12 protein-coding genes are annotated in these 13,991 nt (G+C 34.4%); 7 read left to right on the top strand and 5 right to left on the bottom strand.

The features are described from left to right. Positions 1-358: 358 nt before the first annotated feature. Entirely contained in the window at positions 359-2,023 is a 1,665-nt protein-coding gene (gene glgP / locus CLU83_RS08400; protein ID WP_100431182.1) for an alpha-glucan family phosphorylase, read from the bottom strand. 523 nt (positions 2,024-2,546) lie between these two features. Between glgP and CLU83_RS08395 the strand changes: the two genes are divergently transcribed. After that, positions 2,547-3,449 (top strand): phospholipase A, encoded by a 903-nt coding sequence (locus CLU83_RS08395; RefSeq protein WP_232727027.1) that lies wholly within the window; start codon positions 2,547-2,549, stop codon positions 3,447-3,449. A 297-nt stretch (positions 3,450-3,746) separates the two neighbouring features. On the opposite strand, the gene prfB is transcribed toward CLU83_RS08395, so the two are convergent. Further along, positions 3,747-4,845 (bottom strand): peptide chain release factor 2 gene (prfB, locus tag CLU83_RS08390; RefSeq protein ID WP_157802041.1). Its coding sequence is split into 2 segments (ribosomal slippage): positions 3,747-4,781 and positions 4,783-4,845, totalling 1,098 coding nucleotides; the frame shifts between segments, so codons are not numbered across the junction. 174 nt (positions 4,846-5,019) lie between these two features. On the opposite strand from prfB, the gene CLU83_RS08385 reads away from it, so the two are divergent. Next, positions 5,020-6,045 carry a low specificity L-threonine aldolase gene (locus CLU83_RS08385; RefSeq protein ID WP_100431180.1) on the top strand — a complete coding sequence of 342 codons (1,026 nt, stop codon included), beginning with the start codon at positions 5,020-5,022 and terminating at the stop codon, positions 6,043-6,045. A 35-nt stretch (positions 6,046-6,080) separates the two neighbouring features. On the opposite strand, the gene CLU83_RS08380 is transcribed toward CLU83_RS08385, so the two are convergent. Then, positions 6,081-6,518 (bottom strand): N-acetyltransferase, encoded by a 438-nt coding sequence (locus CLU83_RS08380; RefSeq protein WP_100431179.1) that lies wholly within the window; start codon positions 6,516-6,518, stop codon positions 6,081-6,083. A gap of 150 nt (positions 6,519-6,668) precedes the next feature. Continuing rightward, on the bottom strand, positions 6,669-6,989 hold the full coding sequence (locus CLU83_RS08375; protein ID WP_100431178.1) for a YbaB/EbfC family nucleoid-associated protein: 321 nt from the start codon (positions 6,987-6,989) through the stop codon (positions 6,669-6,671). A 139-nt stretch (positions 6,990-7,128) separates the two neighbouring features. On the opposite strand from CLU83_RS08375, the gene CLU83_RS08370 reads away from it, so the two are divergent. From CLU83_RS08370 to CLU83_RS08350, 5 genes are all read left to right on the top strand, one after another. Then, entirely contained in the window at positions 7,129-9,189 is a 2,061-nt protein-coding gene (locus CLU83_RS08370) for a S9 family peptidase (RefSeq protein ID WP_100431177.1), read from the top strand. 71 nt (positions 9,190-9,260) lie between these two features. Beyond that, on the top strand, positions 9,261-10,301 hold the full coding sequence (locus CLU83_RS08365; RefSeq protein WP_100431176.1) for a PLP-dependent cysteine synthase family protein: 1,041 nt from the start codon (positions 9,261-9,263) through the stop codon (positions 10,299-10,301). 170 nt (positions 10,302-10,471) lie between these two features. Then, on the top strand, positions 10,472-10,819 hold the full coding sequence (locus CLU83_RS08360; protein ID WP_100429739.1) for a transposase: 348 nt from the start codon (positions 10,472-10,474) through the stop codon (positions 10,817-10,819). Between the two features lie 22 nt (positions 10,820-10,841). Then, positions 10,842-11,795, top strand: coding sequence for a transposase (locus tag CLU83_RS08355; protein WP_198512334.1), 954 nt, complete (start codon positions 10,842-10,844; stop codon positions 11,793-11,795). A gap of 311 nt (positions 11,796-12,106) precedes the next feature. Beyond that, on the top strand, positions 12,107-13,057 hold the full coding sequence (locus CLU83_RS08350; RefSeq protein ID WP_100431175.1) for a LamG domain-containing protein: 951 nt from the start codon (positions 12,107-12,109) through the stop codon (positions 13,055-13,057). 191 nt (positions 13,058-13,248) lie between these two features. On the opposite strand, the gene CLU83_RS08345 is transcribed toward CLU83_RS08350, so the two are convergent. Further along, a complete protein-coding gene (locus CLU83_RS08345) occupies positions 13,249-13,962 on the bottom strand; it encodes a YebC/PmpR family DNA-binding transcriptional regulator (protein ID WP_100431174.1) in 714 nt (237 codons plus the stop codon). Between the last annotated feature and the right edge of the window lie 29 nt (positions 13,963-13,991).

The raw sequence follows: 13,991 nt of genomic DNA, 5'->3' as shown, positions 1-13,991 counted from the left end.
TTACGAAAACGTTTGAAATTTTTCTGTTCGCATAAATTATTTTAAATATTTAGCAATTTAATGTTCTTTAAAATCATATAAAAATAAAAACCCCGCAATTTTGTAAATAACGGGGTTCAGTGTTAATCTTTTTAATTTTTAAGCATATAAGTCATGTAAGTTAAAAAAAGAAAGTTGTTTTGTTAGATTAATGGTCAAAAGGAAATATAAGTTAAAAACGTATGTGATTTTGCTTAAATGAGCTATTGGTTTTACTTCATTTTATTCAAATTTAAAGCTTATATGACTTATATGTTTCAACAATGAAAGCGATTTTACCTTTAATTAAAATTACTATTGATATTTGCTATTGAAAATTTTAATTATACATTTTGGCATAATATTCATCGACCATTCGTGCAGAATCAAAGAATGGCACAATTTGTTTCATACTGGTTTCGACTAAATCCCACCAATCTTCTTCTGAATCATAATATAATGGCAGTATTTTTTCTTCTAACATTTGGTACAAATTCTCCAAATCCATTTGATCTTGCTGGTAGGTTGGCAGATTATGATCTACAATTGGCAAAACAAATGAATTTTGAGTATCATTTAATTCTTTGAATTCACGAACCCAGCCGTCATTGGTAGAAAAATTGATAGCCCCGTTCATGGCTGCCGTCACGCCAGAAGTTCCAGAAGCTTCCCTCGTAACCCTAGGATTGTTTAACCAAATATCGGCTCCTTTTTTTAACTGGCGGGATAATTTTAATTCATGACCTATAAGCACCGCCATATTCTTAAATTCCTTGCTGATGTGGGAAAGATTGTCAAAATTGTGAATGGCGCCATAATCTGTCGGGTATGGTTTTCCTGCAAAAATGATTTGAATAGGTCTTTCGGTATCATTCATCAGGCTTTTGAATTTTTCAAAATTCCTAGTGATTAAATCGGGTCTTTTATATTCGGCAAAGCGTCTTGCCCAAACAATCGTTAAGATTTCCGGGTCAAATATTTTTCCTGTCTGGTCGGCCACCACTTCAAAAAGCTTTGTTTTCAGTCTCTTTTTTCGATTGATTAACTCTTCTCTGTCTTTGCTTGCATGCGCATCATCCAGCCAGGGATCGACCCAGTATTTTTTGTTTTGGGCATTGGTAATATGAGTTATTGGACAAATTCCGGTAAAATCTTTCCACATGTCCCTTGAAACTTCTCCGTGCAGTTTGGAAACGCCATTGGCTTTATGGCTTAATCGTAACGCTACAAGCGAATGGTTGAAAGTATTGTCTTGAATGCCTGTAATTTCTCTAACAGTTTCCAATGGAATGCTGTCAAAAAAACTTAAATTTTCCAGCAAATAAATATCGTGTTTTTCATTTCCCGCTTCTTCGGGAGTGTGAGTTGTAAAAACCATTTTCTCTCTTATTTTGTCAACACTTTTGTATTTATTGTACAAATGAAAAACTGACGAAACCGCATGTGCTTCATTCAAATGGTAAATATCAGGCTCATAATCCAAAGCGTCCAGCAGTTTGGCTCCGCCTAATCCCAAAACCATCGTCTGCGCAATTTTGGCACTTGGATCAGAATCGTATAATCTAAAAGTGGTTGATTTTGCCAGATAATCGTTTTCGGGCAAGTCAGTCGAAAGGAAAAACATGGGTACTGTTCCAAAAGTTTCCGGTTTTAGGAAATAAACCCGAATCCAAACATCGTGATTGTTTATTTTTATCGTAAATCGGATGTTGGTATCTTCAAGGAAGCTGTAGTTTTTCTCTCTGAAAAGTGATCCCATCGAAAGGTCTTCTTTTAAATATTGGTCATAATATCCTTTTTTCCATAAAATCCCTATCCCGATTAAATTTTGCTTCAAATCATAGGCGCTCCGCATGTGAGATCCTGCTAAAAATCCTAATCCTCCAGAATAAATTTTGAGCGATTGGTCAATGGCAAATTCCATTGAGAAATAAACGACAGGTTTTTGATATTTTTTATTGAAAGAGTACGGATGTCTATATTTTTCAGGTAAACTTTTGCTCATATTGATTAGAAATTTAAAGTTTGATACCTAACAAATTTAGAGAATTAGATTGGAAAATAGGTTTTTTAAAGGCTAATATTGTGCCTGCATAGTATTATTTATCAGTTTTTTAAACGATATCGTTTTAGGAATAATTATTACAAAATTAAAAAGGAATTTTTAAATATAAGAGCCGATTTATATCCAGAAATTTTAAAATTAACCTGTTGGGTGTAATTCATAAAATTTTTATTTAACACATAGAAAAATAGATTTTAGTTTAAAAAAGAATGCAAAAAAGGAATACATTTCTTTTACATAGTGAGCTATGTGTGTTTTAAAAAAGTGAAATGCCTATTTTTGAGCTTGCAAAATCTATGTTTCTATGTGTTGAAAATAATTACACCCAACGGATTAAAATCATTCTTAATCGTTTTTTGCGGATTAAAACGTGTAAGCCAAAATGCAAATTATGTAAGTTTTAAAGTAAAATATATAACAGCTAGACTTTCTCGGGATTTTAACTTTGCAAAAAATCAAAACTGTGCAAAAAACATTTTCATCCATTCTGCTTTTACTTTCTGTTTTCTCTTCAAATGCTCAGGTTCAGGCGCTGGTCAATGATGAAGTCAAGCTCAATACTATGGTCGCCCGTTGGGAATTGGACTCAACTGCGGTAAGAGGAACATTTTTGGTTACGCCTTATAAAACAATTTACATTATGCCTTTTGTATGGTCCAGTAGTCCAAATGAACAGCCTCATTCCGGAAATACTTCACCAGATTATACTCCTTCGTCTAAAGTTAATTATGATGATGTTGAGTTGAAATTCCAACTGAGTTTTAAAACAAAAATCCTGCAGAGTTTTTTATGGGGACGAGCCGATCTTTGGCTGGCTTACACTCAAATTTCGCATTGGCAATTATATAATTCAGAATTATCTCGGCCTTTTAGAGAAATTAATTACGAACCTGAAATTATCCTTAATTTTCCAGTAAAGTTCAATGTATTTGGGTTTAAAGCCCGAATGATTGGTGTTTCTTTCAATCACATGTCAAATGGTAAAAGCTATCCGGATACCAGAAGCTGGAACAGGGTTATATTGATGACTGGTTTCGAACGGAAAAATTGGAATATCTACATCAGGCCTTGGTATGTTATTCCCGAATCCAAAGGGGATAATCCAGATATTTCAAACTATATAGGTAATGCAGATGTAAATGTTATTTATGCTAAAAACCGAAATGTTTTTACGTTTACCGGAAGCCATAATTTTAATTTTGAAGGTAATATGAGAGGAAGTTCCACTTTTTCCTGGGCATATTCCATACAGGGAAATCTTAGAGGATATTTACATGTATCGCACGGTTACGGAAATTCACTAATTGATTATAACCACAATCAAACTACTGTTGGTGTTGGTGTTTCATTAATTGAATGGAAGTAGTTTGTTTTGAATAAATATTTAGTATTCAATTAATTTTGAAGCAGAAAGATTAGGCATTTTCAGGAAGCATTGTCCCACTTTCCGTTGCAATCTTTTTGTTTAAAAAAAAAAACAAAAAGGATTTTCACTTCACTCGGGGCTAAAAGTCAATATTTAGTCAATTTTGTTATTGATTTTATTGAGTTGATTGATAAATAGTTTGTTTAGTGGTATTTGCGAACTGTTTATTGAGCAAAAGAAAATGCCTTTCAATTTTTTTGAAAGGCATTTTTGTATTGGATTATTAATCTTTATAAACTATTCTTCTTCGCGCTGTCCCATCATCATTAGGTAGGCTTTTAGGAATCCGTCAATGTTTCCGTTCATAACGCTGTCAACGTCGCTGGTTTCCTGTCCTGTCCGAACGTCTTTTACCAGTTTATAAGGCTGCATCACGTAATTTCGTATTTGCGACCCCCATTCAATTTTCATTTTGCCGGCTTCAATGTCGCTGCGTTGCTCTTGCTGTTTTTTGAGTTCAATTTCATACAGTTGAGAACGTAACATTTGCATCGCACGGTTTCTATTGTCATGCTGCGAACGCGTTTCTGAACACTGAATCTGAATACCTGTCGGTTTATGTGTCAATTGGACTTTGGTTTCTACTTTGTTCACATTTTGACCTCCGGCACCGCTTGATCTGGCGGTTACGATTTCAATATCGGCAGGGTTGATTTCAATTTCAATAGTGTCATCAACCAGCGGATACACATAGACAGAAACAAACGATGTATGTCGTTTAGCGTTACTGTCAAATGGGGAAATACGTACCAATCTATGAACGCCGTTTTCGCCTTTTAGATATCCAAAAGAATAATCACCTTCGATTTCGAGTGTCACCGTTTTTATTCCCGCGGCATCACCCTTTTGAAAATTCAGTTCCCTAATTTTGTACCCTTCTTTTTCGGCCCACATCATGTACATGCGCATGAGCATTTCGGCCCAATCACAACTTTCGGTACCGCCAGCACCAGCCGTAATTTGAAGCACGGCACTCAAACTATCACCTTCTTCCGAAAGCATATTTTTGAATTCTATGGCTTCAATATTAGCTTCAGTTGAGTTGTATTGATCGTCTAATTCTTCGGAAGTTAGCTCTCCTTCTTTGTAAAAGTCATAGGCAAGCTGCAATTCGTCTGTCATGTCGACAGCTTTGTTGTAATCTTCTATCCATTTCTTTTTTCCTCGAAGGTTTTTAACCAGAATTTCGGCTTCCTTGGCGTTATTCCAAAAATCGGGAGCAAAGGTCTTTTCTTCCTCGTTGGCTATTTCGATAAGCTTGGCATCAACGTCAAAGATACCTCCTCAACGCACCAAGGCGTTCTACAATACCTTTTATTTGTTCGGTAGTTGTCATAAATTTATAGTAATTTTGTATCGAAAATTATTAGGTTAACCATTTTTTAGCCCTGATAGTAGCGACATCCTTTTTCTGGCTTCTTTAGCCAGGAAAAGATATAGCGGATAGCAGGATTAGCTCCTAATAGTTTTACTGGTTTTGAATGCAAAAATAGGATATAGTTTTTAGATTATGGAAATAAATTTGATAAGCGATACGATTACCAAACCATCGGTGGAAATGCTCCAGTATATGTTTAATGCCCAAGTTGGTGACGATGTGTATAAGCAGGATCCAACGGTTATTGCTCTTGAAGCGAGATTGGCAGCGATGTTTGGTATGGAAGCGGGACTTTTTTTTCCGTCTGGAACTATGGCAAATCAAACGGCGATTAAATTGCATACGCAGCCTGGTGAACAATTAATCGCTGATAAATATGCGCATGTTTATCATTATGAAGGAGGCGGGGTTTCGTTCAACAGCGGTGTTTCCTGCTGTCTGCTGGATGGAGATCGAGGGATGATTACGGCTGAACAAGTTGCTGGAGCGATTAATGACCCGGAGTTTTACCACAGTCCGCTGACGAGTTTGGTATGTGTAGAGAACACTACAAATAAAGGAGGAGGAGCTTGTTATGATTTGGAGGAACTAAAGAAGATTAAAGCGGTTTGTGTCGCTAATAATTTAAAATTTCATTTGGACGGTGCGAGAATTTGGAATGCGGTCGTGGCTAAAAAACAGCATCCGAGAGAATTTGGAGCATTGTTTGATACGATTTCGGTGTGTTTGTCCAAAGGATTGGGAGCACCTATCGGTTCGGTGCTTTTGGCAGATAAAAAGACTATTCACAGAGCATTACGCATCCGAAAAATATTGGGTGGCGGTATGCGTCAAGTAGGGTATTTAGCGGCTGCAGGAAATTTTGCGTTAGATAATAATATTGCCAAACTGGTTGATGACCACAGAAGAGCTAGGGAAATTGCCGAAGTTTTGTCGCGCCAACTTTGGATTGGAAAAATCGAACCTGTAGAAACTAATATTTTGATTTTTTCTATACGTGAAGGGCTGAATGAAAAACTGCTTATTGAAAAACTGAAAGAGAAAAATATCCTGATAAGTTCTTTAGGACACGGAAAACTTAGGATTGTAACGCACCTAGATTACAAAGAAGTGATGCATACGTATGTTTTGGAAACTTTGCAGAAGATTATTCTTTAAAAAGTTTAAAATGGTTTAAGATTGTTTAAAATTGTTTAGGACGTTTTCATGAAATAAGAATATTTATTTTCATCATATATTGCAAAGCCTAGATTCTGATACAGAGTTTGGGCTTTGTTTACTTTAAGGACACTTAGTTTTATCGGAATTTTCTTTGTAGTTGCTTCTTGGATAATAGACTGAATTATTCCTTTTCCAATGCCTTTGTTTTGATGGTTAGGGGCTATTTGAATTTGAAGAATTTCAATTTCTGTATTGGTTTCTACGAGTTTTAAAAGTCCGATTTTTTGATCTTGCAGTAGAATTATTTTTGCATGTTCAAACTGATGTTTTATTCGGCTTAAAAGTTTTTTTTCATCTACTTCCATTCCTGCAGAATTAAGATGTTCGACCATTGTTTCTTGGCGAAGCCAAAGCAGAAATTCTGTATCTTCCTCTGATGCTTTTTTGTAAGTTAACGCTTGTTGCTTCATAATTCTTTCTTATTGTTGAAATTTATACCTACAAGGTTGAAAATAAACCTTGCAGGATATGATGAATATTGCAAGGTTTATGATAGAACAAATTTAAACCACATTAAACTTTTAAACAATTTTAAACTAATTTAAACCCTTTCAGTTTTTTTATTTAAACAGATCTTCCATTCCTGGAATCATTGGCATATCCATTTTGGCAACAGCATCCAATTCGGCTTGGTTTATTTTTGAAGCTTTTTCTATGGCTTTATTTAGTACCAAAATCAAGTAATCTTCCAGTTGTTCTTTGTCTTCCAAAAGAGAATCATCGATGGTGATTGATTTAATTTTGGTATTGGCTGTCAAAGTGACTTTCAATAAATTGTCATTACTTTGTTCGTCTACCAGCACGGTGTCTAAACGTTTTTTAGTATCTTCGATTTTTTGTTGGGTTTCCTTAAGTTTGCCCATCATTCCCATTAAATCCATTTTGTTGTTTTTTAAATTATTGAAAAGCAAAATTACTGAATTTGATGTTTGAATACGTTAAATTAGATAAAAAACGAATCTGTTTTAAAATCGCTTTGTGTTATTTTTGCATTTTAAATATTAAAACCACGCGCAAACAATGCCAGAAAATAGTTTACCTCCTGTAGCCAAAATAATTCCTAAGAAATTAAAGAAATTTGGTGAAGTTAGAATCGATAATTATTTTTGGTTAAACGACCGGGAAAACCCAGAAGTTATTGATTATTTGAATCAGGAAAACGCCTATTATCAAGAAAAAACGGCACATACCAAAGATTTTCAAACAGCCCTTTTTGAGGAAATGAAAAGCCGAATTAAGGAAGACGACCAATCGGTTCCTTATTTATTTAATGGGTATTATTACATTACCCGCTATGAAAAAGGGCAGGATTATCCTATTTACTCCCGAAAAAAAGAAAGCCTTTCGGCAAAAGAAGAAATTCTGTTTAACTGCAACGAAATGGCAAAGGATAAACCTTATTTTCAGTTGGGTGCTTTAAGTATTAGCCCTGATAATAAATTGGCGCTTTTTAGCTATGACATTATTGGGAGACGCATTTATACGATTCAAATCAAAAATCTGGAAACTAATGAAATTCTGGAGGATAAAATTGAAAATGTTACCGGAAGCGCCGTTTGGGCCAATGATAATAAAACAATTTTTTACTCGGATCAGGACGACGTTACGCTGCGTTCCGATAAAATTTTCAAGCATAAATTAGGAATAAAACAAAAGGATGATGTTTTGATTTATTTTGAAAAAGACGAAACGTTTAATGTCGAAATTGCTAAATCCAAGTCCCGTAAATATCTGGCTATTGAGTCAGGAAGTACATTGACAACAGAATATCAAATCCTGGATGCCGATAATCCTGACGGGGAATTTAAGATTTTCCAGAAGCGGGTTCGTGGATTGGAATACAGCATCAATCATTATGGGGATAGTTTTTATATTATGACCAATAAAGATAAAGCTGCCAATTTTAAGCTGATGAAAACTCCTGTGAACAAAACTTCAAAAACCAATTGGGTAGAAGTTATTGCGCACAGGGCAGATGTTTTACTGGAAGATATAGAGATATTCAAAGACTTTTTGGTTGTAGAAGAACGCGAAAACGGCTTGAATAAAATCCGAATTATGCCTTGGAATGGGGAAGGGGAGTATTATCTGCCTTTTGAAAGCGAAACCTATACGGCTTATGCGACTTCTAATGTTGATTTTGATACTGATATATTGCGTTATGGATATCAATCGATGACAACACCTTCGTCGATCATTGATTTCAATATGAGAACTAAAGCTAAAGAAATCAAAAAAGAACAGGAAGTATTAGGCGGGAAGTTTGATAAAAACAATTATACTGAAGAACGTGTTTGGGCAACTGCAAAAGAGGGTGTTAAAATTCCTATTTCGATGGTCTATAAGAAAGGATTGAAGAAGGATGGTACGAATCCGCTGCTTCAATATGCTTACGGTTCTTATGGGCATTCTATGGATGCGACTTTTTCGTCAACGCGGCTGACTTTATTGGACAGAGGATTTATTTTTGCCATTGCACACATACGCGGAGGCGAAGATTTGGGGAGACAATGGTATGAGGATGGCAAATTATTGAAAAAGAAAAACACATTTACCGACTTTATAGATTGTTCTAAATTTCTAATAGCCGAGAAATATACTTCATCTGAACATTTATATGCGGAGGGTGGTTCGGCCGGCGGTTTATTGATGGGTGTTGTGGTTAATACTGCACCTGAATTGTATAATGGCGTGATTGCACAAGTAGCTTTTGTGGATGTAATTACTACGATGCTTGACGATAGCATCCCCCTTACAACGGGAGAATATGATGAATGGGGTAATCCAAACGTAAAAAAATATTATGACTATATGTTATCTTACTCACCGTATGATAATGTAGTGTCACAAAAATATCCAAATATGTATGTGTCCACAGGTTTGCACGATTCTCAGGTGCAATACTGGGAACCAGCTAAATGGGTGGCTAAATTACGGGCTTTAAAAACAGATGATAATCTCTTGTTTTTGGATACAAATATGGATGCAGGGCATGGCGGAGCATCTGGCCGCTTCGAAGCTATTAAAGAATTGGCAAAAGAGTACAGTTTTTTATTAGATTTAGAAAAAATTGAAATCTAATTAGATTTTTTTTGTTAGATTTGCATAATATCGGGGTGAATTAAAAATGCTCTCAGATAAACTATTTTTTTATGAAAGAAGAAATAAATGCTTATAATAATGTTTTAGAGTTAATAGGTAATACTCCACTTATTAGACTAAACAGTGTAACCGAGAATTTAAAGGGAAACTTCTATGCAAAAGTAGAGTCCTTTAATCCGGGGCACTCATCGAAAGATAGAATAGCTTTATACATCATCGAAGAAGCAGAAAAAAGAGGTATTTTGTCTCCAGGTGATACTATTATTGAAACAACTTCTGGTAATACAGGATTTAGCTTAGCAATGGTAAGCATCATAAAAGGGTACAATTGTATTCTTGCGGTGAGTTCAAAATCTTCAAAAGATAAGATTGATATGTTAAGGAGTTTGGGGGCTAAGGTTTATGTTTGTCCTGCTCACGTATCTGCCGATGACGACCGATCTTATTATAATGTAGCAAAACGCCTGCATGAAGAAACAAAAGGATCTGTTTATATTAATCAATATTTTAATCAATTAAATATTGATGCTCATTACAAATCGACAGGGCCGGAAATTTGGAAACAAACAAATGGCAAAATAACTCACCTTGTTGCTTGTAGCGGAACCGGAGGAACTATTTCAGGAACTGCAAAATACCTTAAAGAGCAAAATCCTAATATTAGAATACTTGGTGTTGATGCATTTGGTTCGGTTTTGAAAAAATACCATGAAACTAAAGAATTTGATAATGATGAAATTTACCCATATAGAATAGAAGGATTAGGGAAGAATTTAATCCCGTCAGCAACTGATTTTGATATTATTGATAAATTTATCAAAGTTTCTGATGAAGAAAGTGCTCACTCTGCAAGAGAAGTAACCCGAAAAGAAGGTTTGTTTGTTGGTTATACATCTGGAGCAGTAATGCAGGCAATCAAACAATATGCTGAAGAAGGAGAGTTCGACAAGAATAGCAATGTGGTTGCTATCTTCCCAGATCATGGTTCACGTTATATGAGTAAAGTGTTTAGCGATGATTGGATGAATGATCAAGGATTCTTTGACAGCATTAATGAAGAAGAAGCACAAAAAATAGAATTTATTAAGTAAATAATTTACCGTTATAATTTGTGAAAAGCTCCAGGTGTAAATCTGGAGCTTTTTTTATGGATCTAATTAAGTGTTGAGGTATTTTAAATGAATATTATTTAGGATCAAGAACAAAACCTGGGGAGGAAATGTTAAAATAAAATAAGAACTTTGTAATCTTATAATTTGAGATGACTCCTATTGACCTTTTAAAATTGATGCTGCCTGATTTTTTAGTAGACCACTTTGAAGTGGTTTCTACTACTAATACAGAAGAAATATTACACTTGTATTTTGAGGAAAAAATTAAGCCTCCACAAGAGTTTAATACATTTGAACTGGTATCAAAGGGCTTTTTGGATGAGATCACTATTCAGGATTTTCCTCTAAGAGGTAAGTTTGTGTATTTGCATATCAAAAGACGTCGCTGGACTAATAAAACCACAGGAGAAATTATTAAAAGAGATTGGAATTTAGTTGCCAAAGGAACCCGCATGACTCAAGAGTTTGCGGCTTTTTTAAAAGAAATTAATAGATAACAGCGCTACCGATTGTCATACCATTGGAGGTTTTTTCGGAGTAAACGGAAAGAAGCTCCAAAGACAATACAAAAAGCACTTGAGTTCCTTTAATACTTGGGATCCACGAGAACATGCACATCAATGGATTGTTTATCCTGAAAATATAGGTACTCATTTATCAATTGACGAAGTAGCTTTATCTCAGGGTGAACTTTATACTATTGTAACCAACAAGAAATTCAAAGGCAAAAAAGGTTCATTAGTTGCTATTGTTGCTGGAACCAAGGCTGATCAGGTTATAGAACACATCAGTAAGATTGATTATAAGAAGAGGAGCTGTGTCAAAGAGATAACACTTGACATGGCTAATTCCATGAAACTAATCTCTAAGAGATGCTTTCCAAAAGCAATACAAGTGACCGATAGGTTTCATGTTCAAAAATTAGCATTGGAAGCTTTACAAGAGATTAGAATCAAGCATCGATGGGAAGCTATGGATTTTGAGAATCAATTGATATTGCAGGCAAAAAGAGAGAATAAAACATATATCCCAGAGCTCTTGCCTAATGGAGATTCTCTAAAACAACTTTTGGCCAGAAGCAGGTATCTACTCTATAAATCTCGCGAAAAATGGACTGAAAATCAAAAAGAAAGGGCTCAAATGTTATTTGAATTATACCCCGATATAAAGACAGCATATAATCTAAATCAACAACTTCGAGGGATTTACAATAACAACAATGACAAACACATTGCCATGACCAAACTGGCGCATTGGTATAGAAATGTAGAGGAATCAGGCTTTAAAAACTTTAATATTCTGCTCAATACTATAACTTTTAACTACCAGTCAATTTTAAACTATTTTGACAATAGAAGCACAAATGCTTCTGCCGAATCTTTCAATGCAAAAATAAAAGCTTTTAGAAGTCAGTTTAGAGGAGTGAGAAATATAGATTTCTTCTTATTCAGATTATCCAATCTTTTTGCATAATCCCCAACTTTTGCTCCTGATCCATTATTTATTTTAATATTAATTAATGCTGTAGAGTTTAAAGTTTTAAATGTGATTTTTTTGTTTTTGATTTAATGATGATATAGTTAAATTGATGGTAATTATTTAATTAATAAGTTAAAATGTTTTGTTTTATTGAATATATTTTATTTCAAAATTATTTTTTAGTTAATTAAACGAGTATTTTGACTGTTCATCGAAGTATTTAGGTTCGTATTATAAGTAGTTTTAAATTTATGTAGATTAAATGGAGCCGTATACTTTTTTGCTAATTTTAAAAACTACAGCTTATGAAAAAATATATACTCTTTATAGTAGTGTTAATGTTTTCTGTTTTAGTTAATGCTCAAAATGCAATTCAAGAATTTAATTTTAATGGTACTCTTAGTAATGCATCCAATACAATTTCATTTTTGGGTGATGCTAAGTATGTAAAAGACAGAACTGGAACTGTAAATGGAGCTTTACGCATTGTTAATAATGTTCTTGAAGCATCTATACCTAATTTACCGCTTTCTAATTCTAAAAGAACGGTTTCTGTTTGGGTGAAGTATAATGATATTTCCACAGCCAATTATATTTGGGGTTATGGGGCTTTAGCTAATGCAGAATATTTTGGTTTATTGCAACAGAGTACTGCCACTTCAAGATCCGATTTGAATCTTGCTGGTTGGGGATATGTAAATGATGTTATTGTGACAACTACAATTGCCACGGGAATTTGGTATAATTATACTGTGACTTATGATGGGCTTACTTCGAAAATCTACAGAAATGGTGAATTAATTAAATCATCCATTAGCCCCAGAAAATTAACATCTTCGGTGGTTTTTGGCATTGGCCGAATGGGATCTGCGGTTAGCATGAATGCTGATATCGACGATCTGGAAATTTATGATGTTGCTCTATCTGCTGAAGAAGTGGCCACTATGTATAATAATTCTGTATTGACTTCAAATGATACAGTTATTGCTTATGTAGCCAAAACAGCTTTGAAAAACGAAAGTACGAAAGCAATAAAAAAAACGGTTTCAGCTGATACAAACATAAGTATTGTATTATCTGTTCCTATGGAAACAAGGTCAATCAAAATTTCAGAAATTTATTCATCGCAAGGTTTAAAAGTATTGAGTGCTGATAAAAATGTGATTGATGTTACTGCTTTGCCAGAAGGAACATATTTGTTGAAGATTTCCGATTTACCGCAAGATTCGGTATCTAAGAAATTGACCTCAAATTAGTTAAAAATATAAATATTCAATTAGTGAGAAGAGAGGCTGTACTACTAGTTCAGCCTTTTTTTCATGAAATTATTGCGATAGGATCAGTCTTAAAACGGTGTAATGCCAATAGGTTCAGTGATTTTTGAAGTTATTAAAAACAAAAAAGCTCTAGGTTATCTAGAGCTTTTTTTAAAATTATATTTTGAGAATTATGCTTCTTCCATTGTGTGATATACGTTCATCACGTCATCATCTTCTTCCATTTTTTCTATTAATTTTTCTACATCGGCCATTTCGGCTTCAGTTAATTTTTTTGTTATTTGCGGGATTCTTTCAAAACCAGAAGATAATATTTCTAAATTTCTGCTTTCTAATTCTTTTTGGATAGTTCCAAAACTTCCAAAAGGAGCATAAATTAAAATACCGTCTTCATCTTCAAAGACTTCTTCCGCGCCAAAATCAATTAATTCTAATTCCAATTCTTCTGGATCGATTCCTTCTTTAGGAATTCTAAAGTTGCAGGTATGATCAAACATAAACTCAACAGAACCTTGGGTTCCTAAAGTTCCATTACATTTGTTAAAATAACTTCTAACGTTAGCAACTGTTCTGTTGTTGTTGTCTGTAGCTGTTTCTATCAGAAGTGCAATACCATGAGGAGCGTATCCTTCAAATAATACTTCTTTATAATTAGCTGTGTCTTTATCAGTAGCTTTTTTAATGGCTCTTTCAACATTGTCTTTTGGCATGTTGGCAGCCTTAGCATTTTGAATGACAGCTCTTAATCTTGAATTGGCATCAGGATTTGGACCGCCTTCTTTTACTGCCATTACAATATCTTTACCAATTCTGGTAAATGCTTTGGCCATAGCTGACCAACGTTTCATTTTTCTACCTTTTCGGAATTCAAATGCTCTTCCCATTGATTATTTTTATTTTGAATTGCAAAAAT

It is taken from the genome of Flavobacterium sp. 1, assembly GCF_002797935.1.
GTDB lineage: Bacteria > Bacteroidota > Bacteroidia > Flavobacteriales > Flavobacteriaceae > Flavobacterium.
Note: the sequence above shows the minus strand (reverse complement) of the source record. Positions and strands in the feature narration are given on the sequence as shown.

Bases quoted from the DNA above. Each gene is read 5' to 3' on its own strand.
- glgP (WP_100431182.1), bottom strand. From the start codon at position 2,023: ATGAGCAAAAGTTTACCTGAAAAATATAGACATCCGTACTCTTTCAAT.
- CLU83_RS08380 (WP_100431179.1), bottom strand. From the start codon at position 6,518: ATGAAGCAACAAGCGTTAACTTACAAAAAAGCATCAGAGGAAGATACA.
- CLU83_RS08365 (WP_100431176.1), top strand. From the start codon at position 9,261: ATGAAAGAAGAAATAAATGCTTATAATAATGTTTTAGAGTTAATAGGT.
- CLU83_RS08345 (WP_100431174.1), bottom strand. From the start codon at position 13,962: ATGGGAAGAGCATTTGAATTCCGAAAAGGTAGAAAAATGAAACGTTGG.
- CLU83_RS08370 (WP_100431177.1), top strand. From the start codon at position 7,129: ATGCCAGAAAATAGTTTACCTCCTGTAGCCAAAATAATTCCTAAGAAA.
- CLU83_RS08375 (WP_100431178.1), bottom strand. From the start codon at position 6,989: ATGGATTTAATGGGAATGATGGGCAAACTTAAGGAAACCCAACAAAAA.
- CLU83_RS08385 (WP_100431180.1), top strand. From the start codon at position 5,020: ATGGAAATAAATTTGATAAGCGATACGATTACCAAACCATCGGTGGAA.
- CLU83_RS08350 (WP_100431175.1), top strand. From the start codon at position 12,107: ATGAAAAAATATATACTCTTTATAGTAGTGTTAATGTTTTCTGTTTTA.
- CLU83_RS08360 (WP_100429739.1), top strand. From the start codon at position 10,472: ATGACTCCTATTGACCTTTTAAAATTGATGCTGCCTGATTTTTTAGTA.